This window comes from Rhizobium sp. AB2/73, assembly GCF_020871915.1.
GTDB lineage: Bacteria > Pseudomonadota > Alphaproteobacteria > Rhizobiales > Rhizobiaceae > Rhizobium > Rhizobium dioscoreae.
Map to the genome: position 1 here is coordinate 307,564 of NZ_CP067074.1, position 22,409 is coordinate 329,972.

The following is a 22,409-nucleotide window of genomic DNA, read 5'->3' on the forward strand; positions in this document are numbered from 1 at the left end:
CCCTTAAAGTTTTGCTTGCTGAGTGCACACGCCGTCGCAGTCAGCATCGGGCGTTACCGCCGTGCTCGCTGCAGCAATGGGTTGCGCCGTGACGGGTGCCCCGGCCATAGCTTTCTCAGCTCCATCGACGATCACCTGATCGCCGACCTTCAGGCCTTCCGTGACAAGCCAACGACTACCAACGGAACGCGTTGCTATAACGGGTTGCGGAACGGCTTTGCCGTCCTGGACAATCATAACCTTGGCCTGACCCAGCGTGTCCCATTGGACAGCGCGCTGTGGCAGCAAAAGAGCTTGGTGGACGGTTCCCTGCGCCATACGCACGCGGACATATGTACCTGGTAGAAGGGATCGATTTGGATTGCGGAACTCGGCGCGAAGCGATACTTGTCCGGTTGTTTCGTTGACCACAGCGGAAGAAAACAATAGCCTCCCTCGCTCCCCATATGTCGTACCGTTGTTGGTGATAAGCTCAACGAAAGCGCTGTTGTCCTGCTCTCCTGGCGCACCATCACTGGACAGCTTCTGTACCGCTGTAAGATCTGTCAGCGGCGCTATGAAGTCCACGTACACCGAGCTGAGATCACGTACGGTAGCCATATGTGTCCCATCTTCTTGCCGTACGAATGCGCCGGCCGTTACGATCGCTGCATCTATTCGCCCATTGATCGGAGACCTGACCGACGCGTAGCCGAGGTCAAGCTCGGCCGTTTTGAGATTCGCTTTGGCGACAGCGACTTCTGCCTGGGCCTGTTGGCGTGTGGCAACAGCAACGTCGTATTGATCCTTGCTGGCAACATTTTTTTGCAGGAGACTTTCAGCTCTCCCTTCTTGCTGCGACGCGAGTGAGAATGATGCTTCGGCGCGGGCGAGTTGCGCTTTTGCAGCATCTACCGCCGCTTCGAACTTTGCGGGATCAATCTGGAAAAGGGTTTCCCCCGCCGTGACATCCGATCCTTCCGCGAAAGTGCGTTGCAGCACAATGCCGCTGACGCGCGCCCTGACCTCAGCGAGTCTGATCGGCAGGAGACGACCTGGATATTCTTTCGTGAGCGGTAGATCCTCCGTCTGCATGGAAACGGTTTTAACCAAGGGAGGGGGATAGGCAGCTTGCGAGCCTGATGATGAATCGTCGCATGAGGTCATCAATGTCGACAAGGGAAGCAGGAGTACGGATAGGCGAAAGCGAAAATACATGATCTGATCCGGATTGAGTTGACCCGCCGGCAAACGCACGGCAGCGGAGCTGAAAAAATGGCCCGGAAACGTTCATACAACCTCAACCATAGTTTAGGTCAAGGGGTTACCTATTAAATCCGAACTGCAAGAAAAGCTATGACGGCAAGGTGGGGATGTCCGCCGATCAGCAAAGTAGAAATATCCGATTGGAAACCGAAAGGCACATTGGCCAGCCCCGATGTGACCCTCTGGCAGCGCGAACCGGCACTGCCGCGCCGTCGCTTGTTAGTTACAAAAGCACCCAGTTGTTACTACTGCGGACTTCGGGTCCCTGTGGCGTCAACAAATGCAAGAGCCGCCGGCGGCGGTGACCTGGCCGGTGAAGAACCGGCCGAAATTATTGCCCGCCTCGATGACCGTGCGATATTGGGCCATGTAGGAGAGCGCGTGCATCTTCTGGGCGCAGGAAATGCGCGGCACCATGTCCGTGGCGATGACATTTGCGCCGTTTTCCTTCGCCTGCTCCAAAAGGTCCTTGTTCTGGGCTGGGTAGAAAAACGAGATCAGCGTCTTGTTCGCAGATAGGCGATCAATCTCCGATGTTTCCGGCGGACGAACCTTGGCGATGATGTCGGAACCGGCGTAAAGCGCATCGGCGCTGTCGATGATCGTCACACCTGCTGCGCGATAAGGCGTCGTCGGAAAAACCCGCCGCCTTGCCTGCACCGGTTTCATGAATGCAATCATATCCGAGTTTCTACAAAGCTTGCGCGCGGTCGGGCGTCATACCGACGCGCGCCTCGCCCTCATATAATTCCTTAGGTGTCCCGATTCTCAATCGTATCGTCTTTCCTGTTCTGCTCGGCCGTCAAAATAATTAGCGTGCCGGGGAGCCCAGGTGCGCTAAGCATCTTGTCATGCGGTACGGAGAGCGTGAGCGACTTGAGCGCTGGTGCTCCTCATCTGCCCCGCGAGGGTTCGGATAACGCCGGGAGCAATAGATATGCCAACTCGGAATGCGCGATTGATGAGCATGTTGCCAACTGCAACCGGCGAGAAAGGGGCGGCCTGTGTAATCCGTCCGGACACCCTGTCTTCAAAGTCGACAATCAGGCATGATCGGATGCATGCGTCATTTCGGTCATACACTCAAAATCTCCTAGGGATCGACAAGCGCACCTTGAGCCAGACTGAGAGTTATTGCCTCATATCCGCGCTCTTGTTGCAGGCGGAAAGGCAATCGTAGTTACGATCAATTACCATCTCGGGATGTTCGGCTTCATGCTCCGTCACCATACGCACGGCACGGGCGCGGACTTCAGGGGAGAATTTGTTCGTCGTCTTGCTTGTCATAGACCCTACTTCTCACGAGTTGGGGTCTCCGGCAAAGCCGGTGCGGTTCAGTCTCAGCTTGCCGCTTACGGTCAAGCGTTTTGTTTACCCGCTATAAAATGCAACAGATAGAGCTTGACCTAAACTATGGTTGAGGCGCTAGATTTTGTGGGTGTCGACGCTGAAATTTCTCGCTGAAGCGCGTCGAGCCGGCGGTTAAAGCGAATGTTTAGGAATGAATATGCAAAACTTGATTGAAAAGTTTGAGATTGCTGTAGAGCAGTCACAGTTGGATGACCTGGCTTTTCGGCTCGAAAACGTTAGGTGGCCTTCGTCTGAAACTGCACGTGATGCAAGTCAGGGACCCACTCTAGACACGATGAAAAACCTCGTTCAACACTGGTCTCGGAACTACGACTGGAGAAAGTGCGAAACCTTCCTCAATCAATTTGATCAGTTCCGAACCGTCATCGACGGAGTGGCCATCCATTTCCTGCATATTCGATCAGCCGAACCTGAAGCTATACCGATGCTAATGACTCACGGCTGGCCAGGCTCCATCCTGGAGTTCAGAAAAGTAATTGGACCTTTGATCGATCCTGTTACCCACGGGGGAAATGCAAATGACGCATTCCATCTGATCATCCCGTCTTTGCCAGGATTTGGATTCTCAGATCAACCTAACGAGGAAGGTTGGGACATAGCCCGCATTGCCAACGCTTGGACCAAGCTTATGCAAAGACTTGGGTACGCGAAGTGGGTAGCGCAAGGCGGAGATTGGGGCGCGGGAGTGACCACCGTTATGGGGTACATGGCTCCAGAAGGTCTGGCAGCCCTGCATCTCAACATGGTGCTATTCAAACCTACAGATGAGGAGCGTCAGGAAGCCGATGAAGAGGAGCGAAAGTTACTCGCGATTGCTCGTCGGTACGACGAGGAACTCTCTGCATATAATATGCTTCAAAGCACTCGGCCTCAGTCGCTAGCCTACGGAATAGCAGATTCCCCGGTCGGCCTGGCCTCGTGGATATACACTCTTTTCCAAGACCTTTCAGGATCGGACGAGAGCCTCGAGCGATTTATCTCATTAGATGAGATGATCGACAATATCATGTTGTATTGGCTGACCAATACAGGACCCAGTTCGATTAGGATTTACTGGGAAACTGCTCAAAGTCTTCGACGTGCCGGCATGCCTTCCCACCCAATGCCTGTTCCGGCTGGAGTGGCAGCTTTTCCTGACGAGATCATGAGCACCTCCAAACGCTGGGCTGAAAAGCGGTTCGAAAACCTCCTACATTTCAGTCAAGCGTCGTTCGGGGGCCATTTTGCAGCGCTTGAAAATCCAACCGAGTTTGTTCAGTCAGTGAGGTTTACGTTCAGTCACATCCGGGAAACCAACTAGGTTCCCCAACAGCGGCCAGGTACAGCTCCAAGCGACGGGTGGCAAGGTTCGTGTAGGTCGTGCCTGCGGAGTGTACAAACCCTCTGAGAAAAAGCATGGAGCTTCCGGCTGAATGTGAAGGAAAACCAGCACCTACCCGATGACAACAGCCAAAAATTTTGCCCGTGCGAGGACATCAATGAAGTCAAAGTGAAGTTTGGGGAACGTTCATTATAGGCGACACCTGTGATCCGACCTGTATGGCGATGGCCGAGAAGTTCAAGGCTGGCGGATGCATGCAAAGAAATGCGTCGAGCGCCGCGGCCAACAAATTCCGTTTGGTGATACGCGAGGCAAGCCGGCGGAAAAAGTTCCATAAGATAGATTACGCGATCTACATCGTCCATAAAACCGACGTGGGAGCTGCCTGCAATTTTTCACCAAACGGCGTCACGCGATCATGATCGTGCAACACCAGCCCCCTCACGAACCGGTCACCAACAGCCTCCTGCAGTTGGCGCAGTCCACGGAAGTCTTGCGCTCTCACCGTTGCCGACGCCTTAACCTCGATTCCGATAATACGACCGCGCCGATCTTCGATAACGACATCGACCTCATCCTTATCCTTCGTCCTGTAGTGAGAGAATGAAACGCGTCGCTCGCTCCATGACGCCAATTTCATCAACTCCGACACAACAAAACTCTCCAACAGAGCACCAAAGCGTAAGCGGTCCAGCCGCAACCGTTCGGCTTCGTCTTCTCGCATACTCGCCAGCAATCCCGTGTCGATGAAGTGCAGCTTCGGCGTCTTGATTAGACGACTAAGTCGATTGTTCGACCACGGAGGCAGTGTCTTTATCAGGAACAATCGTTCAAGGATCGCAACGTATTTCTGTGTCGTGACACTCGATAGCCCGAGCGCCGAACCAAAGCTGGAATGATTGACCAGTTGTCCAGCGTGCTCGGCCAATATGTTCAGAAGACGGGGCATCCGATCGAGTTGATCAATATTGGCGATGTCTCGCACGTCACGGTCCAGAATGAGTGCAACATAGTCCTCAAGCCAGGCAGTCCGTCGACGCGGTGTCGGTCTGCGTATTGCCTCAGGGTATCCCCCTCTTACAACAATGTCGATCAAATCCGTCCCAATGGCGGCGGCCGTCTCTACAACCGGCGCTTCTCCCGCGAACAGCCGATCCAAAAGGCGACCCGGTGCAGACTGAATCTCCGCCTGCGCCAGAGGTAGCAGCGGAATGACTGCCATCCTGCCCGCCAGTGAGTCGGCTATGGATGGGATGGCCGTTAGATTTGCAGAACCTGTCAGCAAGAAACGCCCTGGCGTTTCGTCACGATCAACACTTTCCTTGATCGCCAACATCAGTTCCGGAGCCCGCTGCACCTCGTCAATCACAGCGCGGTCGACGCCTCTTATGAAACCTACAGGATCGGCACGCGCAGCCTGCAGCGTACCCGCGTCATCCAAAGTGAGATAGGCCCGGTCGGGGCCTTCAAATTGCCGCGCAAGCGTCGTTTTTCCCGCTTGTCTAGGGCCGGCAATAAGAACGACGCGCGTATCGGATAGCGATGTCTCAACCAGAGAATACGCTTTGCGCTCGATTAGTATTCGGCTGGTTCGTAGTCGGTCCATCATCCGTCTATTATTAATACACACTTCGGCCAATTTAAAGCAGAAAAACGTCCAATATGCATTGAAATGCATCCCCGATGGGTGATTGATCTGCACTCACGCAGGATGCCAAAATCGCTCATGATCCTCGTTGTCAGCCCCGCTCGCCCACGACAGACGGTGTTCTCGTCCGAATTGGAAAGAACAGGATACTTCACTCTAGTCGCCTATACAGATATAGGCGTGGCGCGGTTGCAAATGCTTTCCGCTTAACGACCGACGGAGCTTCCGGAGTTCCCATGCCACAAAATCTCAAAAGAGGCTGGCATTGGTCGGTCATCTAATTCATACAACCTGCAGTAAAATAATAATTCGAGGTCAGATCTGCATATGAAGCGCCTTGTGTCCACAATCGCCATCACTCTTTTTTTGGGGACTATCTCTTTCCAGCTGCACCGAATCCGCGCCGGAAATGAGCGATGATCAAATCCTCTTGTTATTTTCTTCCACCTCCCTGTTCTCGACAAGTGCCGATGCGCCCAAAACGATCCCCAAAAAGGCCGAGGAATGCGTACGCCTTCTTTCAGGGCTGGAAGAGGCAGTCTTCAAAGATATGCCACAGGAAATGCTTGGCCAACTGAAGACCGAATGCCGCCAGACGATCAGCGAGCGCCTGCGTGATCCAGCTCTGAACCCTAAAAACTTAAAGCTCGAACACGTTGAGACAGCAAAATTTGCCCAGCGGCTGACCACCGTCCGCGCAAAATCACAGGAAGAAGCAAAGGCATTTGCCGCGCGTGAGAACGAGCGCCGTGAGGCCGAACTTGCCAAGCAGGAACAAGACCAGCAGCGGAGGCGAATTCAGGAGGCCGCAGAGGCGATCAAGAATGCGCAGACTCAGTTGGCGTCGATAAAGGATGACTTGCCGAAGAGGCTCACCGAGGCGGCAACCGCATGCGCCGAATTCGACGAAGCAAAAGAGGACCTCCGCAAGCGCGACAGGCGATCTCCAGTCCTCAATCGCGCGTGGCGTCCCAACGTTTGTCAGAAAAACTATGCAGAGCGGGCCAGCCGTCAGCTTCATCAAATCGAGCAGGCGGTCGAGAAAATGGCTTCGGATAAAAACTCACTCTTTCTCCCCAGCATGCCGTTCCTCGGTGAGGCCGATCCGAACAAGATCACGGCGGAGATCGAAAAGATGCAAGAAACGATCAGGGATATGAAGAACGCTTAATCGTTGCGACCCCGACATACACCGAATGATTGATTACGTCCGGCTCAATCCCATCTTGATGGGTGCGGACTGCGCCTAGACGCCTTTCGTGAACCGCCGAAAATTGGCATTGATGAGAGCAATCTGATTATTCGTCTAGGCACGGAAGGATCTGCCGGAGATACGCCGGAAGCTCGGCAGTTGCAGTTCCGCCTCACCAATTCGTTTGAGCGAGAATCTTTACACGACTATTTTCATCAAGTTTATTGACATGGATACCATCCGTCTCTTTTATGCGCCCGCACAAATTGAAAAACGGGCCTGCGCCATATGGAAGTTTCAACCAAAAATCAAAGTTGGCCAAGTGAGCTTTCAAAAGCAGATATGGGCAATCGCCGCTCCGTTCCGCCTGCCCTGTTGCGTGCGCCCGCCCCATCCGATGAAAAACTAAACGATATCCTGATGCTCGCGAGCCGCGTCCCAGATCACGGTAATTTGGTGCCATGGCGGTTCATTCTTGTAAGAGATCATCAGGCTAGCGATCTCCTGGAAGAGTTTCTTCGCGCGCACGATGCTGAAGAACAGAACGAAGGCGTGAAATCGGCAATGATCTCCCGGTTGAGGGCGTGGCTGATCGGACCGCCGGCTACAGTGTTTTTGGTTTGGCGTCCCGATAAAGCGGCACCATTCCCCGAACTGGACCAACTGCTTTGCGCAGGTGCGGTCGCGACGACGTTTTTACACGCTGTCCACGCGGAAGGCTTCGGCTCGATCTGGCTTACTGGCTGGCCCTGCTCCTCGGAACGGGTCAGGCAGATCATGGGTCTCGATCCACACGAACGGCTGATCGGTCTTTTTCCTTTGGGCACTCCAACGCGAAGGCCAGCCGAACGAGCCAGGCCGAATGCAAATAACCTACTGAGCGAGTGGCGCTCGTAACAGCCATCGAATTATGGGGGACTTATCATTGCTATCCAAGACTTTTTTGTTTTCAATTTCGGTATCCACACTTGCCTTGTGCAGCGCAACTTTCTCGGCATTCGCACAAGATAACGGCGGCGACACCGTCCTTGCGCCAATTACGATCAAGGCCGATCGTGTTGGAAATGCTCCCGAGAGCCTGACCCGCAACGTCACGATTCTGGAAAAAGAGGATATCGAAAAACTCCTCACGACGTCGCACAGTTTGCCGGATCTTCTGGGAAAAGCAGTCCCTGGTCTGGCGCTGTATACCGGTGCCTTCACCACATACGGTCAAGGTCTACGCGGGCGCAGCGCCCTCGTCGTTATTGATGGTGTTCCCCAGAAACTCAACCGTGACACCTCCCGCGATCTGTTCAATGTTGACGTTTCCGCCATCGAGAAGATCGAGGTCGTCCATGGGGGCTCCGCTCTCTACGGCAATGGCGCGACAGGCGGCATCATTTACATTACGACGCTCCAGGGCGGCGGCGAGACACGGTTTAAATCACGCCTGGAGACCGGCAACAGCCTCACCAATTTCGGCGGTCAGGGGGCGAATGCGCGCTTTTCGCAATCTGTGCAAGGAAGCTCGGGGGACACCAACTTTGCTTTTTCGGCATCAGGTGACTTCAACCGCGGGCTATTCGACGCCAAGGGTGACCGCATAGCGCCTGAGCCCAGCCAGGGCGATCTTTTCGATACTGTCTCCGGCAGCTTTTTCGGGCGGGTACGCCATCATTTCGATGATCAGACCCTTGGCGCTTCGCTGATTGTCAAGAAAATCAGGCAGGACAGCGATTATGCGGCCGACACAACCGTTGCAGGCTTGCCGCCCGGTACTGTTCCTGCTCGCGCCGTGAAAGGACTGTCACTCGACGAACAGGGCGGACTGTTCAATATTCAAGGAACGATAGACTACAGACACGAGGATATTCTCGGCGGAACACTGGATGCCCAGGCCTTCGCCCGCAGAGCGGAATCGCGATTTTATCCTTCCGATGCGCGCGCCATTCGCAATCGCGCGGCGATCATCCAATCCTATTTCGAAAGTGACATTTACGGCGGAAGCGTTGTTTTCAACACGCCCATTCCTCTCAGTGACGAACTTCCCGTCAATCTGATGTGGGGAATGGATGCGCAATTGGAAAGCTCCGTCGGCCCAGCCGATCTTTTTGATGGTACGGCTTTTGACCTTAGCAGGGGAACTGTCTTCAATCGCACGCGAACGACGCTCTGGACACCGCCTTTCGATCTCGACCAGTATTCGCTATTTGCCCAGCTTGAGGTCAAACCGACAGATCGCGTCACGGTGCGTGGCGGTGTGCGACAACAATGGGCCCATTTCTCCGTAGACAATTTTACAACGATCATCGGCGATCCGATTGCAGGCGGCAGCCTCGATTTTTCCAGCGCGCTCTATAACATCGGCGTGAATTACGAGTTCATCGACGGCATAAGTTTGTTTGCCGATTTTTCCCAGTCCTACGATCTCTCGGACATCGGCCTGCAGCTTCGCCAGGCCCCGCGCGGTTTCAATCTCACGGGCAGCAACATCCATCCCCTCAGCTACGACAACTACGAAGTCGGTATTCGGGCGTCGGTCGGAGATTTCACCGGGAGTGCCGCAGCCTTCCTGAGCAAGTCTGAGCTGGGCGCCCTGCGCACGGAAAACTTCATTCTCATCCAGGACCGGGATCCCGAAGAAATCAGGGGCATCGAACTGGCGGCCAGTTACCGCTTCAACGACCATTGGTCGGCCGGGGGAACGTTTACCTACACGCATGGTGAACGAACGACCGCAACCGGACGCGAGATCGCTTTGGACGGTTTCCGCATTCCGCCGATCAAGGTTACAGGTTATGTCGAGTACATGCCGACAGATTGGTGGTCGTTGCGCCTCGACGGCGTCTACAGCGGATCTCGCGACGACGCTTTCAACGACCGCGTGGCATTTGGCGGCGCGAAGGTGGAAGACTTTGCGATTTTCAACCTTGCAAGTGATTTTAAGCTGGAGCGCGGCAAGCTCAGTCTCGGTATCGACAACATCTTCAATGAAGATTACTACAACGTCTATGCGCAGCTGTTGAGAAATTCGAACAACACGAGCCATATCAAATCGCCGGGTACAACGTTCAAAATCGCATATGAGGTTGAATGGTAGCCGCATCTTATCAGGTCAGCACAGCCGAATGTTCCTCGGGCGCGTCTTTGGTCGGTTCCGGGCTTTCGTTCGTCGCCGGCGGTCGCACCATTCTCAATGAGGTCATCTGCGAGATACCGGGAGGGAAAATCACGGCTCTGGTCGGTCCAAACGGCTCCGGCAAGAGTTCCCTGATGAGACTTCTGGTGCGCCTGGAGCGACCCACAACCGGGCAAATTACCCTTTCAGGTCGTGATGTTACGTCCTTCAGTCGCCGCGACTTCGCGCGGTGGCTGGCGTTTCTTCCACAGGATATGCAGCCGCCCGCAGCGCTATCTGTCCGCGATCTTGTCGCCTGCGGAAGGCACCCTCACCGTGCCATATGGCGGCCCGAGACCAAGCGAGACAGAGAGGTCATTGAGGAGGCTCTCGTCGTCACCGATCTCATTGATCTTTCCAGCCGCCCCATAGGAGCGCTTTCGGGAGGCGAGCGTCAGCGTTCGCTGATTGCCATGGCACTTGCGCAAGAGACGCAGATCCTGATGCTCGATGAGCCGACAACGTACCTGGATCTTCGTTATCAGATTCAGATACTGGAGCTTGTTCGCAAGCTTCAGATTGAACGGCAGTTAACCGTCTGCTGGGTTCTGCACGATCTGAACGAGGCAGCGGCCTATAGCGACGACGTCATTGTTCTTTCGAAGGGGCGCTGTGTCGCAACAGGGTCGCCCCAGCGCATCCTGACGCCCGAGTTCATACGTGGTGTTTTCGGCATCGACATGTTGCGGCTTGCTCACCCTGTCGACGGAGCGCCGCTCCTCGTTCCGTCGCGTGGCTGGGCTCCCAATCATCCAAGAGAAACGACATGATCGCCCTCAATCGACGCAAATTTATTTCCGCTCTTTCCTGCGCCGCCTGTGCCTCGGCCTTCCGCCCCGGGCGACTGATCGCAGAAATGGCGCTGCCGCGTGTCGTCGCCCTTGAATGGCGTTATGCTGATCATACTCGTTCGCTCGGATTGCCTCTCGTCGGTGTCGCCGATCTTGCGGAGTATCTTGGGCAGACTTCATCCGACGCGCAGGAATTGGCAGCAATCGGAACGGCGGATATGGGACGCCGGCAGGAACCCTCTCTTGAGGCAATCATCGCGGCGAAACCCGATCTTATCCTGGGTGTCAAGTTTCGACACGAGCGCATCCAGCCGCAACTTTCAAAGATCGCCCAAACGGTCCTTTACGACTATACCCGGACCGGCAAGGAGAACGGCGACCAGCTCTCCCTTATGATTGACGAACTACGGTTGCTTGCCGAAAAAGTTGGACGCCGCGATGCCGCAGACAATGCGGTTCGCGGTCTTGACGATTTCCTCGCCAAGGGGGCCGGACGACTCGCATCAGTCCCTGACCTGTCGCGGCGGATCGTATTTGCCCAGTTTCCGTCCGGGGTTAACAATATTCGTCTTTTCACCTCGAACTCGCTTCCCGTCCGCCTGCTGGAGCGACTGGGACTTCAGAACGCTTGGAACGGGCCATCGGAAGGTTTTGGCTTCACGACAGTCGGTCCAGAGCGGTTGCTGGCTCTTGGTGATGTAACGTTTCTGGGTGTCGCGATCGGTGCGGATAACAGCCTTACGAGGCTTGAAAGAAACCCGCTCTGGCAAAGCATGCCATTTGTGCGTGCTGGCAGATTTTTTGGCCTGACCGACGTGGTTTGGCCTTTCGGCGGCATTCCGGCGGCCGAGGCCTTTTCCGCGAAAGTGGCAGAAACGCTCAAGCAGGGATGATCGCTTCCTCAAAGAATAAGTGGCTATTGGTAACGCCCGCAGTTGTGATCGCAACCTGCGTGTCAATAGCGCTGGCGCTTGTACATCTACACGCTTCGGTCGGCATCGAAGCGTCGATATCGACTATCCTCCGTAGCATTTTATCTGCATCGGCCGATGATCCAGCGAGTATGATGCTGCACTATCTTCGGCTTCCTCGGACACTGGCGGCCATTTTGACCGGCGCGTGTCTCGCGGTAGCCGGAACGCTCTTTCAAGCAGCCACACGCAATCCGCTGGCATCGCCGGGGATTCTTGGTGTGACGGCGGGTGCACAGCTGTTCGTTGCACTCGTTACTGTTGTGCCCGCCCTCGCCCTCTTCGTCCCACACGCCGTGGCAGCCACCGCGGGTGGGGTTCTGGCAGGCGGGCTCACCTGGACAGTTTCCGGGGCCAGTTCCGGGCCGGTCAGGATTGCCTTGTCGGGGATGGCGGTATCGCTGATGGCAGGAGCGATAGCAGCGGCGATCTCACTTTTGAATGAAACGGCTGGCGCGAGCCTTCATCTTTGGGGCGGAGGAAGCCTCATTCAAACGGATTGGCAGGCAGCAATCAGCGCTCTGGCCGGTTTCTGTCCGGTATTTCTGGTGGCGCTAATGCTTGCGAGACAATTCGATATTCTTAGCCTCGGCGATGATACCGCGAGAATGCTCGGGCAGAACCTGCTTCTGATACGCGGAATAGCGCTTGCTCTCGGCGTCTGGTTGTCCGCGCTCGCCGTCACGCTCGCCGGACCAGTCGTATTTGTCGGGCTGGTGGCGCCCAACTTGCTACGTCTGGCGGGAATATCCAAACACCTCCTTTTGCTGCCTGCAGCCGTGATCGTCGGGATAGCGTTGACAGTCGGGGCCGATCTTCTTGTGCTGAACCTGTCGGCCAGCACAATCGAATTGCCGGTCGGTGTGCCGATCGCGCTCGTCGGGGCGCCGGTTCTCATCTTGCTGGCCTGGCGCCATGCACAGGAAAATCGCACCACATCGGAATTTTCCAGCAGATACCAGGCAGCTCCTGCCCTGCGCGGATTATCTCATCCCGCCTTTCTTGTCATCCTGCTCCTCCTTGCGGGCATTGCGGGGCTTGTCAGCGGTAATCGCTTCATCTCGCCGTGGAGCGCCCTGACCTTCCTCGCCGGGGTGCCCTCCACAGACCTGCATAGCATCCTGGAACTCCGCACATTGCGCGTTGCCGGCGCGGCATTGGGTGGCGCGCTTCTCGGGCTTTCGGGCCTCCTTCTTCAGGGGGTCGTTCGCAATCCGCTCGCAAGTCCGGAACTGATCGGCATCACACAAACATCCGGCCTTGCCGCTGTCGCCGTACTGCTTTTTTTTCCCGAACTTGGCTTTCCCGGCGTTCAGGCAGGAGCAGTCGCTGGCGGTCTTGCCGCCACGGTTTTTGTTGCCAGCCTCGGGCTTCGGCGAAATCTCGCCCCGTCGGCGATGGCGCTCATCGGTCTTGGGCTGGCGGCATTTGCGGCCTCCGCTTCAACCGCCTTGGTCATCATGGCTGGTTTTCAGGCAAGTCAGGCCGCGACCTGGCTCGCCGGATCAACTTATGGCATTGGCAAAACTGACCTGACGGTTCTTGCCGGCGCCCTGATTTGTATCGTGCCTGTTTCCTATCTGCTGTTGTCGCTTACGGACATAATGGCACTGGGCCGGCCGAAAGCATCAAGTCTCGGGCTGAATTTTCGGGCGGCGGAATGGGCCCATCTCCTGGCCGGGGCATTGTGCGCCAGCACGGTTGCCGCGGTCTTCGGCCCCGTATCGTTCGTTGGGTTAATGGCGCCACATGCGGCTCGCCTCCTCGGTCCGGGGCGATATCGCGACCTGATGGCCGCCAGCGCTCTCATCGGAGCCATATTGATGATCATCGCCGATTGTCTCGGACGGACCCTGTTTGCGCCGGTCGAAATACCCGTCGGCTTGATGACGGCCATCATTGGGGCTCCCTTTATATTGCTCGTTCTACGCCGGGCATGACAAGCTGATGCAACGGAACCGGCACGACCCGAACCGGTGGAAACACATGGCGCGTCGATTTATGCGGAAACAGAATGCCGCGCCGGGCGCGCTCGACGATCTCGTCGGGTTCGAATGACATGTCGGGCCGCCAGCTCCCCAGCCGCACGTTCTCATAGTCGAACGTGACGACCGGCACGAGCGCTAGTCCGAGACGTAACGCTGCGGCGTGACGATGGTGCCCGTCCATGATGCATCGGCTTGTGCGCTCAATGCAGATCGGGCTGGTCCAGCTTTGATCCCGGATCAGAAGATCGGTCACTTCAGCGACGCGATCGGGAATGATTTCCTCATGGGGAGAAAGGGTCGATGGTGGCACCAGGAGCAACTCTGAATAGGTCATGCAATCAGCCTTTCGTCACCGTTGGAGACAGACTCGTTCAGGAATATCCTTTCCGGATGAGCATTGCTCAGGAAGTCATGGTGGGAAATGTCCCAACCATAGGCACCTGCGGCCAGAAAGCAGACGATATCGCCGACGCCAAGGTCGTGAACCTCTTCATTTCGCAGCAAGACGTCCTTCGGCGTGCACAGTTCACCGGTAAACGTCACAACTGCTTTCCCGGTCGTGGGACGCGGCCATGATCGTCGCCAGGCGCGACCGTTGAAAATTTTGTGCGGGTGGCGATGCTGCCAGGCCGAGGGGAGCCTGAAATGATGTGAACCACCCCGCAGCAACGCAAAAGTTTCACCATGAGTTGTCTTCACATCTATGACCTCGGCAACGTAGACCGTGCAATAGGCGACGACGATGCGCCCGCATTCGAACTGCAGCACGGTGTTATCGGCAGGGATGCTGCCGGCAAGCTGTTCAGTGAGGTGGCGGAAGTCGAATCTTCGGTCAAGATTGGCATAGTCCACTCCCCAGCCGCCACCGAGATTGATGACGCGCGCCTCAAGCCCATTTCGTATGGCCCAATCGCGCGCCCTCAATAACGCCTCCTTGCAGAAGATGGCATGCGCATCGGCATCCAGATTGTTGGAGATGGTGTGGAGATGGAAGCCATCGAAGCGCAGGTGCCGGCATGACTTGACGAGCTGAAGCGCCTCATCGACCTGCGCCTCATCGATGCCGAATTGCGTCGGCTGCCCTCCCATCGTAATCGTGGCGCCCGGAACGGGGCCGGCCATGTTGATTCTCAACAGAACTGGAAGCCTTATGCCGGCCCGAGCCGCCACCATGTCCGCCAGATGGAGGAGATGAAGACTCTCGATATGGACCCGCTCGACTCCATGATCGATTGCGGCGATGAAATCAGTTTCCGTTCGCCCCGGACCGCCCATGATGATACGGACCTTTGGGCCGGCGGTTTGCCGCACTTTGCGGATTTCTCCTGCCGAAGCGACTTCGAAGCCGGCGACGATCGGCGCCAGCGTCGAAAGTACCGCCGGATCGCTATTCGCCTTGATGGCGTAAAAGAACTCGCTCTGCGCTGGCAGGTTCGACACGATGTCGCGGGCGTGCCTCGCCAGCCCGTCCAGATCGTGGATATAGGCGCAGGCGGGAAGGTCCTGCCTGACCAGCGACTCGACAAGCTGAAGCGAAGGGTTGAAATACGTCACGATACGTTCTCCTTGGAAATTTGAGCCTGTGAGAGGCACTTGCTGCGCCAACTCCGATCGGACCGCGTCAATGCCTGGCGCAAAATTCCGCGATCATTGGCCGCGACAATACCCAGCGCGCCTTGGGTGAGTTGACGCTCCACGTCCTCGTCACGGCGAGGAATGACGAAGAAATGCTTGCCTGCGGCTTTCACTGCGCCAGCCACCTTTGCCTCGGCGTCAATGACTTCCGGAGCGGTTGTCTGCCACGGAAGGCCGATGGATTGAGAATAGTCAGCGGCCCCGAGAAGGATTGCGTCGATGCCTTCAATCCGCGCGATATCGTCCACGGCGTCCAGACCCGACCTGTCCTCGATCATCGCGATGATCAAGGTCTCGCGATCCAGCTTGTTGATAAACTCCACGAGGTCGCAATCTCCAAACCGGCCCAGACGGCCCGCATTGAGACCACGCGAGCCGAGCGGCGCGTAGCGTGCTCGTGCCACCGCCGACCTGGCATCTTCAACGCTGGAGCATCGTGGCACCACGATCCCAGCCGCCCCGGCATCAAGAACCTGCAAGATGCGATCCGAGCGCGCGTCCGGAACGCGTACCAACGCGCTGATGCCCGATCGGTCCGCTGCTGCCAGCAGGAATTCAAGCTCTCGACCGTCGATCAGCGTATGTTCGAGATCGATGAGGACGAAATCAAATCCTGCGACAGCAGCCACCTCAACGATGGTCGGTGCGGGGACCGACAGGAACAACCCGCCCGCCGCTTTGCCGTTATCTAGGAGATTGCGCAACCTTGTTCGCCCGGTCAGCATCGCGCGTCCTCACCGCTTGCACCAGCATGGATCAGTGGGTTCGGAACGCTTCGAGGGGGGACTTGTCCGGTATCGAGCCGGCGTCGCGCCAGATCTTCTACAAGGACTTCATCGTCAAACAGGCCAAACGAAACTGCACCTTTGCCTGCCGATTCGTTATTTTGAAGGTGTTCATGGATGACACCGGCAGCCATGCGCCAGAACGCGCGTTCGTTAAATTCGAAGTGTCTTTCGAGAAAGAATGCCAGCTCGGCGAGATTGACCCCGAAGAGCGCATCGAACATGAAGTCACGCACGTCGCTGGGATCTTTTGCCTCGACATATGAATTTGGATTGACCATGGCATGTTCGGCTGGCGTCGCAACCAGGGCCGGCGCTCGGGCACGCAGCCGTTCCGGTATGAAGCGAACACCATCATGGAAGTCCTTGAGAGCAACTCTCACGGGCCAGCCGTTTCGATGAACCAGGAGCATGTTCTGCTGGTGGCTCTCCAAGGCGATGCCATGGGCCGTCAGCAGATGCACAACGGGGACTGCCGAAACACGCAACAATTCACGTGTCCAGTTCTCCATGCCAAAGGCGTCAATCCAAGGCTTGATGGAGGGGCGACCGTCAACGTCGAGATGGGTCAGCATCGAAAAGGGCGATGCCGCTTCGGTTTCCACGCGAAGATATTTATGTACCGGATCCCGCCAGATCGCCGCCATACCGCCGCGAAGATCTCCGCCCCTGTCCAGCACAAGCGGCGCGGTCACCGTCGTCCCCATACGCTCCAGCAGAAGAATCGTGCCCGAAGCATCAAGATATGGATCACCGCGCAAAACATCTTCCAGCCAGGCGCTGATGATCGGAGCATTAAGGACGGTGTGAGCGGCCAGCGTCCGCGCCGTCGAGGTATTGCGAATGGAAAGCGCAAGCTTGAGGGAGGAAGCCCCCGGCAAAGTCTGATCGGCAAGGGTCCGGATCGACTGCTGAGCCAGATAGTCGTGCCGTGCTTCTCCAAGAAAGACGATCTGGCCAGTGGCACGTGCGACAATCGTTGCAGCTTCGATCACCCGTTCCCATTGCCATGGATGAACCGGCAGGATGTGAAAATCCTCATCAAGCATGGGTGCATCTGCGGAAGCGAGCAAAAGTCGGTCCTGGTTTCCAGGCACAGCAATGGACGAGCTGGCGCAAAAGTCCCTGTGCACTCCCAGCCAGACCGGCTTGATAGCGTTGGCAAACTCCGGACCGTAGCTTCTGTTTTCCTTGGGTGAAAAACCTGTTCGGGATTTGAAGCTGGGATGATAGCGATGGCCATCGGTAAGATTGGCCTCCGCTGCGTCATAACTTTGCGAGGCAAGCGCTCCTCCCCGACGCCGACTGGCAATCAACGCTTCGGTGTGGTTGAGAAATGTCCTGCGGATTTCGTCGCGGAAGCGTTCGTGGGTCGAAGCGTCGCCGACGACGAGAGGCAACAGGTCATCCAGAAGCAGCAGAGGATCGTCGCAGCGGGTGCCGTCTTGCGATTTCAGCCGCCAGACACTGCCGTCCTCCACCAGCCATCGGTCATAGGCGACGGTTCTCCTGACAAGAGCGCGATAGACGATCACCCCGTCGGAAGCCTGTATCGATACTTCCCCTGTCCCGCCGGTTGCGGGAGCGACTAAAATCGCGGCATCCGGCAAGAGGCCTTCGGTGAGAAATGCGCTCAGCGTCTGCGACACAACCCGGCTCCCCGCAGCATGCAGGGCATCCGGCAAGGCATGGGCGGAGACTTGTGCTGTTTTCGCCTGGAACTGGATCGTCATGGGGTCGCCTCCTCAAATATAGTGTGACGGATATCGGAAGGTGCTGTGGTCTTCCCTGTCAGCAAGGGATTGGGTACAGGGACGTAACTCGGCGTATCGGCGTATCCACCGAGGCAACTCAACAGGTTGGCTTTCGCAGGGAGTTGGCTGCTCGCCAGAAGTTCGCCGATGGCCGCCAAGTCGGAAACCTCTTCCAGAACCCGCCTCGCCTTGCCCCATAGATCGCTTTCGTCAATGCCGGAAACCTCGGCTGCCGTTGCGACGACGTGGGAGAAATGGTTGACGACCACGTAGTAGAGGAACCGTCTCCAGACCGTCTTGCGATCATAGAAGAGGGCATGATCCAAAAGCGCAGCGTCTTCGCCGCTGAAGCGGCGTTCGAACGCACTCCGATCGACCGCGATACCCTCCAGATCGCGGATGAAGAGATGGTCTGGCCAACCATCCACGAAGCGCACAAGACTGTTTTGGCTATGCGCCTCCAGCGCGATGCCGGTATCGCTGAAAAGGCGCAGCAAGGGGATGAGCGATATCCGCATATACGCCGTCAGCCAGCGATGAGTGCTTTCGCGGTCCTGCAGGTAATGTCCGCTGACTTCTGCCAGATTTGGCTTGCCGTTAGCCGGGTTGGCCTCCAGGAGGCCGGCAACAACTAGAGGGGACGGGCCTTTGCCAAAATCAGCGTCCCTTAGCAAATATCCCGTCTCGGGATGATACCGGAAACCACCACCTGCCTTGCAGCTCTGCACAATACGCCCGACCGGCTCGTCCAGCACAGTTAATCCGGCCCGCGCGACGGCTGGCCCGACCGCTGCAATTGCCCGTGCGCCTGCCACGCTGCGAGCGATTTGCTCATCGGTATTTACACGAGGAAAGTTCGTAATCCGTGCCTCGATTGGCAGTTTGACGAAGAGATTTTGATCCGAAAACCAAACAGTACGCACCGAAGAGGTCGGAGCGGCCGCATCGCCCGTGGCTTGCGTGATCCTGATTTCCCCCGATCGTATCCGGTCTGCAAAGTCCGGGTTTCCTTCCAGGCGCGCTGCCTGCCAGGGATGACATGGAAAGAGGATATCGTCGCGCATGTCGCTTGCCGACAGGCCCGAGGCAGCCCGCAGGCGTAAATCCATGGGAGCGAGGCGCTGGCGGTCACTCTCGAATTCCGCAACATGACGACGCTTCACCAGCAGCCAGCGAAGCTGGAAGCGGGTTGCGCGCTCAGGCGCATATTTTTCCGTGTCGGCTTTCGTGAAACCACCTACGCTTTTCGCAAGCGGATGAAACGGATGCCCAAACCACAGCGATTGCTCCAGTGCGACCGCAGAGATGCCGGCCTTTGCGGTCGACAGAAAGATCGCATGCTCGCGGCTTGCTAACGAAGAGCGGCCGATCCGATAAAGGATATCTTCGATGTCTTCGCTCGATGCGCCTCGCTGCGTCTTCAAAAGAATGGCAGCGAGCTCGGAGGCGTCTTCAATCACTCGCAATCCGCTCTGGTCGTTGACGGTAACCCGCTCGCCGAAGCGATGAAAACCAGCCGGCGAGAAATGCTCGCATTTCGCGGTGATCACCACATCGCCAGCGGCGATTTCGACCTCGTTCCCGACGCGGATCGTCTGGAGAAGGTCGGGCCGAAACTCCCGTAACCACGTGTTGAGAAGCCTGTTGCGCTCACGGTGCATTGCAAGTCTGATCGTCATGTCATTCAACGTCATGGCGTCTAGCCTCCGGCTGTAGGTAGAGAAGAATTGATGCGAGAAGAGTAAGTAGAGCCGCAGCGAGCAATGCGCCGTCGTTCCCGGCAGCAAATACGGCGAGCCCGCAGATCGCCGGACCGATGACCTGGCCAAGAGTAATGGCGGTGCGCCCCGCCGCAAGATTGAGGACGCGATGCCTGGAGCGTCCAAGAGAAGAAAAAAGCGACGGAGCCAGGCCCGCGTTGAAGGCTCCGTGAGCGATCCGCGACATGAAGATCGAAACAATGGTCGATCCTGCAAGCAATGAGAGAAGCGCAACCAGGGAGCCCGCGGTGGACAGGCGCATGACCGCTCTTTCCCGGCCCGCATCGATCCAGCGTCCCCACAGCGGAAGCACGACAAATGCCGCTGCCCAGCTTCCGGCATGAAGCAAACCGACCAGGCTTGCCGTCAGAACCGCGCTTTCCCGCTCCAGCGCCCAGTCGGCGAAAAACGGCATGAAGCCGAAAGCGCCGGCGGTTGCAAGAAGACCGGAAAGGACAAGCGTACGGCTGGCAGTTGGTGGCAGCCGCCCGTTAAGAGCAGGGGAGCGCGTGTCATCCTCGACAAGTCCTGCATCATGGAACGCACGTCCGCATAAAATGCTCAGGGCGACAAGCAATATGCCAAACCCCATCAAAAGACCCTGAAGCGCATCATGCTCAAATGCCCATCCTCCCAGGAGGGGTCCGGCTATGCAGCCTGCAGCCAATGCCTGCTGCAAACCCGAATAGCCTTTTCGGCCGGTCGTACGGTTATGCTCAACCGCAAGAAGCAGAAGGACACCGATCCCGGTCAGTCCCTGGATGCCGCGGCCTAGCGCAAAAAGCACCACAGTGCCTGCCTGCGCCTGGAGGAAAGCGCTGAGCGCATTCAGCAGGCATGACAGACCCATCAGTCTGCCGAGGGGATAGGAGGAGGCGAAGTGAGCCCAGACGGGCGTAGACAAAATTGCACCGACCGCGGGGGCGGCCGCGATCGCCGCGGCCCAGAGTGCAATATCTTTGGTCCCTGCCCCCGATAGTCGCTGGAGGTGCAGGGACAGGAACGGCAGCACGGCCAGAGGCGCAGCGACGGTCGCAAACTGTACGGCGAGCACAAGCCACCAGGATGCCCGCTTGAATCTGGTTGCGATCATCGGTTCACTCGAAATCGCGAAGCGGATTGCCGGCGAGACCCAGGCGGCTCGGCATGCCAAGTCCGAGCTCTGTCATCGCGAGCAATGGGGTCAGTATCTGCTTGAATGGCCAGTCAGGCTGCTCGAGCAAGCTAAATCTCAGCCGATCCCGCATCTCGGACGGCATTTCGATGTGCTTGAGATGATGCTCTACGCTCGTGCGCAGCAGGCGGCGTGATTTTGAGAGTTCGAGTGCACCGGTCCGGTCCAGCTCCGTACAAATCGCACGCAAGGCCACGTCGAACAGCAGGGTTTGACCGTATGCAATGAGGTCTTCGGGCTGCGATAGTAACATGGTTGCACGGCGTGGATCTTTAATGATGTAATCGGGAACCGGAAGTCCGCACTCTGCAAGACCTGCGGCATGGCACCGCACTGTATCGTGATCGCGTAGGATCACTCCCGAGGGCCGTCCGTTCGAAATCTCCACGAGCACGTTTTGCCCGTGCATTTCGGGAATGAAGCCGCTGGCGAGCGCTTCAATTGCAAACCCGGTCAGGAGGTCGAAGAGTTCGATGACGAAACCCTCGAGCGTATTGTCGCGACGGGCTTGCAGAACGGCTTCGATAGCGGGAGGAATTCCGCCGGCTGGCGCAACTGCAAACGCGGCAAGGGGGATGAGACTCGCACCGTCGATGATCGGGAAGATGCGGACCGCACAGCCAAGATAAGCGGTCCTGGGTTCCAGGACATCTCCCGACAATTCGGAGAAAGTCCAGAACTGCGTTTCGTCGGCAAGCCGCGCTACCCGGCCAAGACCGGGCCGGGTTGCCAGCGCCAGGGTCAGGAGGTCCGCCCCCTTCAGGCCATTGCAAAGGGACTGGGCGCTCAGCAACCTGCGAACACCCAGGGTTTCTACATCAAGAGGGAGCTTCAGATGGCATCCGGGCTTGCCTGGAATCGTGACGCTCCGCAGCGACGACGTCGCAGCAACCAGGGGGCCTTGAAAATCCAGCATGGTGATCCGTCCATCGGCGAGTTCCTCAGAAAATTCTCGCGGAACGATATGGTCGGCTTGCCAAGGATGGAGTGGTAAGGCTTCGTGTGTCGTGTCTATTCCCAGACGGGCCAGTTCCAGACCAAGCAGGGCCAACTGGGTGGCGTCCAGAAGGGCGGCGGAAGGCCCACCCCTCTCAACACGCGGCGACGCAAAAACATGACTTTTCTCCACGGCGCACCAGCGCAACGGGAAATACCTGCCAAATTCGGCGCCATAGTCCTCGATCTCTCGGGCTCCCCAGCGACCGCGGCAATGTGCCAGGGGATGGAAGGGGCGATCCCGCCACGCTGCCATTCGCTCCCATAGGAGATCGTTCTCCAGCGCACCGGCCTGCCTGCCCGCATTTGAAAGGGACGAACCTGTGGCCTGAACGAGATCTGCATTCTTCTCACTTTGGCTGAGTTGCCTCATCGTCCTGTCAAGGACCGGCACACCAACTTCCGGAAGAGCGTTCAGGACCAGCCAGAGCAACTCGCAGGGATCGAGGGTGTTGCACGTCTGCGCATGCTCAATGCTCAGCGGCCGCCACCCGCCGCGCCAGCGATCGGGTTGCAGGCGGATTGTGATTTCCTTCCCGCCGATAGCAACTGTGGCATGACGATCTTGCCGCGATGAAAGAGCGTGGCTGCGCAAACCGGCGACATCTTCCGTCCAGA

Annotated in this window: 17 protein-coding genes and 1 pseudogene; 7 read left to right on the forward strand and 11 right to left on the reverse strand. The window is 57.2% G+C overall.

The features are described 5' to 3' along the window. Positions 1-3: 3 nt before the first annotated feature. The 3 genes and pseudogenes from I8E17_RS32460 to I8E17_RS32470 form a co-directional block, all read right to left on the reverse strand. A complete protein-coding gene (locus tag I8E17_RS32460; RefSeq protein WP_209160415.1) occupies positions 4-1,197 on the reverse strand; it encodes an efflux RND transporter periplasmic adaptor subunit in 1,194 nt (397 codons plus the stop codon). A gap of 339 nt (positions 1,198-1,536) precedes the next feature. Continuing rightward, positions 1,537-1,918: pseudogene (locus tag I8E17_RS32465) on the reverse strand (NAD(P)(+) transhydrogenase (Re/Si-specific) subunit alpha); the annotation flags it as partial. Between the two features lie 458 nt (positions 1,919-2,376). Beyond that, the gene (locus I8E17_RS32470) at positions 2,377-2,532 is read right to left on the reverse strand and encodes a hypothetical protein (protein WP_209160461.1); all 156 of its coding nucleotides are present in this window, start codon (positions 2,530-2,532) and stop codon (positions 2,377-2,379) included. 220 nt (positions 2,533-2,752) lie between these two features. On the opposite strand from I8E17_RS32470, the gene I8E17_RS32475 reads away from it, so the two are divergent. Further along, complete coding sequence (locus I8E17_RS32475) at positions 2,753-3,916, forward strand: epoxide hydrolase family protein (RefSeq protein ID WP_209160417.1); 1,164 nt, start codon at positions 2,753-2,755, stop codon at positions 3,914-3,916. A gap of 373 nt (positions 3,917-4,289) precedes the next feature. On the opposite strand, the gene I8E17_RS32480 is transcribed toward I8E17_RS32475, so the two are convergent. After that, a complete protein-coding gene (locus I8E17_RS32480; protein ID WP_209160459.1) occupies positions 4,290-5,546 on the reverse strand; it encodes an ATP-binding protein in 1,257 nt (418 codons plus the stop codon). Positions 5,547-5,994: 448 nt separating this feature from the next. On the opposite strand from I8E17_RS32480, the gene I8E17_RS32485 reads away from it, so the two are divergent. The 6 genes from I8E17_RS32485 (at position 5,995) to I8E17_RS32510 (ending at position 13,639) form a co-directional block, all read left to right on the forward strand. Further along, entirely contained in the window at positions 5,995-6,756 is a 762-nt protein-coding gene (locus I8E17_RS32485) for a hypothetical protein (RefSeq protein ID WP_209160419.1), read from the forward strand. Between the two features lie 309 nt (positions 6,757-7,065). Further along, the gene (locus I8E17_RS32490; RefSeq protein ID WP_196379981.1) at positions 7,066-7,674 is read left to right on the forward strand and encodes a nitroreductase; all 609 of its coding nucleotides are present in this window, start codon (positions 7,066-7,068) and stop codon (positions 7,672-7,674) included. 28 nt (positions 7,675-7,702) lie between these two features. Then, positions 7,703-9,859 (forward strand): TonB-dependent receptor, encoded by a 2,157-nt coding sequence (locus I8E17_RS32495; RefSeq protein ID WP_219511839.1) that lies wholly within the window; start codon positions 7,703-7,705, stop codon positions 9,857-9,859. Beyond that, positions 9,853-10,707 carry an ABC transporter ATP-binding protein gene (locus tag I8E17_RS32500; RefSeq protein WP_209160423.1) on the forward strand — a complete coding sequence of 285 codons (855 nt, stop codon included), beginning with the start codon at positions 9,853-9,855 and terminating at the stop codon, positions 10,705-10,707. Before I8E17_RS32495 ends, I8E17_RS32500 begins: the two co-directional genes overlap by 7 nt. Next, positions 10,704-11,621 (forward strand): iron-siderophore ABC transporter substrate-binding protein, encoded by a 918-nt coding sequence (locus I8E17_RS32505; RefSeq protein ID WP_209160425.1) that lies wholly within the window; start codon positions 10,704-10,706, stop codon positions 11,619-11,621. Before I8E17_RS32500 ends, I8E17_RS32505 begins: the two co-directional genes overlap by 4 nt. Further along, positions 11,618-13,639, forward strand: a complete 2,022-nt coding sequence (locus I8E17_RS32510) for an iron ABC transporter permease (RefSeq protein WP_229002283.1) — start codon at positions 11,618-11,620, stop codon at positions 13,637-13,639. Before I8E17_RS32505 ends, I8E17_RS32510 begins: the two co-directional genes overlap by 4 nt. On the opposite strand, the gene I8E17_RS32515 is transcribed toward I8E17_RS32510, so the two are convergent. From I8E17_RS32515 to I8E17_RS32545, 7 genes are read right to left on the reverse strand one after another with little or no spacing between them, the layout of a single operon-like run. Further along, on the reverse strand, positions 13,611-14,021 hold the full coding sequence (locus I8E17_RS32515; RefSeq protein ID WP_209160429.1) for a ParB N-terminal domain-containing protein: 411 nt from the start codon (positions 14,019-14,021) through the stop codon (positions 13,611-13,613). The two genes, I8E17_RS32510 and I8E17_RS32515, sit on opposite strands and share 29 nt — an antisense overlap. After that, a complete protein-coding gene (locus I8E17_RS32520) occupies positions 14,018-15,241 on the reverse strand; it encodes a type III PLP-dependent enzyme (protein WP_209160431.1) in 1,224 nt (407 codons plus the stop codon). Before I8E17_RS32520 ends, I8E17_RS32515 begins: the two co-directional genes overlap by 4 nt. After that, positions 15,238-16,047, reverse strand: coding sequence for an aldolase/citrate lyase family protein (locus tag I8E17_RS32525; RefSeq protein ID WP_209160433.1), 810 nt, complete (start codon positions 16,045-16,047; stop codon positions 15,238-15,240). Before I8E17_RS32525 ends, I8E17_RS32520 begins: the two co-directional genes overlap by 4 nt. Continuing rightward, positions 16,041-17,840 (reverse strand): IucA/IucC family protein, encoded by a 1,800-nt coding sequence (locus I8E17_RS32530; protein WP_209160435.1) that lies wholly within the window; start codon positions 17,838-17,840, stop codon positions 16,041-16,043. Before I8E17_RS32530 ends, I8E17_RS32525 begins: the two co-directional genes overlap by 7 nt. After that, positions 17,837-19,555, reverse strand: coding sequence for an IucA/IucC family protein (locus tag I8E17_RS32535; protein WP_209160437.1), 1,719 nt, complete (start codon positions 19,553-19,555; stop codon positions 17,837-17,839). The genes I8E17_RS32530 and I8E17_RS32535 overlap by 4 nt, the downstream gene beginning before the upstream one ends. Beyond that, positions 19,542-20,714 carry an MFS transporter gene (locus I8E17_RS32540; RefSeq protein ID WP_209160439.1) on the reverse strand — a complete coding sequence of 391 codons (1,173 nt, stop codon included), beginning with the start codon at positions 20,712-20,714 and terminating at the stop codon, positions 19,542-19,544. The genes I8E17_RS32535 and I8E17_RS32540 overlap by 14 nt, the downstream gene beginning before the upstream one ends. Positions 20,715-20,718: 4 nt before the next feature. Further along, positions 20,719-22,386: an IucA/IucC family protein gene (locus tag I8E17_RS32545; protein ID WP_219511832.1), complete on the reverse strand. Its 1,668-nt coding sequence runs from the start codon at positions 22,384-22,386 to the stop codon at positions 20,719-20,721. Positions 22,387-22,409: the final 23 nt, after the last annotated feature.

What these genes read in the sequence shown, in the direction of transcription:
- I8E17_RS32470 (WP_209160461.1), bottom strand. Translation starts at nt 2,532, where the DNA reads ATGACAAGCAAGACGACGAACAAATTCTCCCCTGAAGTCCGCGCCCGT.
- I8E17_RS32480 (WP_209160459.1), bottom strand. Translation starts at nt 5,546, where the DNA reads ATGATGGACCGACTACGAACCAGCCGAATACTAATCGAGCGCAAAGCG.
- I8E17_RS32475 (WP_209160417.1), top strand. Translation starts at nt 2,753, where the DNA reads ATGCAAAACTTGATTGAAAAGTTTGAGATTGCTGTAGAGCAGTCACAG.
- I8E17_RS32540 (WP_209160439.1), bottom strand. Translation starts at nt 20,714, where the DNA reads ATGATCGCAACCAGATTCAAGCGGGCATCCTGGTGGCTTGTGCTCGCC.
- I8E17_RS32485 (WP_209160419.1), top strand. Translation starts at nt 5,995, where the DNA reads ATGAGCGATGATCAAATCCTCTTGTTATTTTCTTCCACCTCCCTGTTC.
- I8E17_RS32525 (WP_209160433.1), bottom strand. Translation starts at nt 16,047, where the DNA reads ATGCTGACCGGGCGAACAAGGTTGCGCAATCTCCTAGATAACGGCAAA.
- I8E17_RS32505 (WP_209160425.1), top strand. Translation starts at nt 10,704, where the DNA reads ATGATCGCCCTCAATCGACGCAAATTTATTTCCGCTCTTTCCTGCGCC.
- I8E17_RS32490 (WP_196379981.1), top strand. Translation starts at nt 7,066, where the DNA reads ATGGAAGTTTCAACCAAAAATCAAAGTTGGCCAAGTGAGCTTTCAAAA.
- I8E17_RS32515 (WP_209160429.1), bottom strand. Translation starts at nt 14,021, where the DNA reads ATGACCTATTCAGAGTTGCTCCTGGTGCCACCATCGACCCTTTCTCCC.
- I8E17_RS32510 (WP_229002283.1), top strand. Translation starts at nt 11,618, where the DNA reads ATGATCGCTTCCTCAAAGAATAAGTGGCTATTGGTAACGCCCGCAGTT.
- I8E17_RS32500 (WP_209160423.1), top strand. Translation starts at nt 9,853, where the DNA reads ATGGTAGCCGCATCTTATCAGGTCAGCACAGCCGAATGTTCCTCGGGC.
- I8E17_RS32460 (WP_209160415.1), bottom strand. Translation starts at nt 1,197, where the DNA reads ATGTATTTTCGCTTTCGCCTATCCGTACTCCTGCTTCCCTTGTCGACA.
- I8E17_RS32530 (WP_209160435.1), bottom strand. Translation starts at nt 17,840, where the DNA reads ATGACGATCCAGTTCCAGGCGAAAACAGCACAAGTCTCCGCCCATGCC.
- I8E17_RS32535 (WP_209160437.1), bottom strand. Translation starts at nt 19,555, where the DNA reads ATGACGTTGAATGACATGACGATCAGACTTGCAATGCACCGTGAGCGC.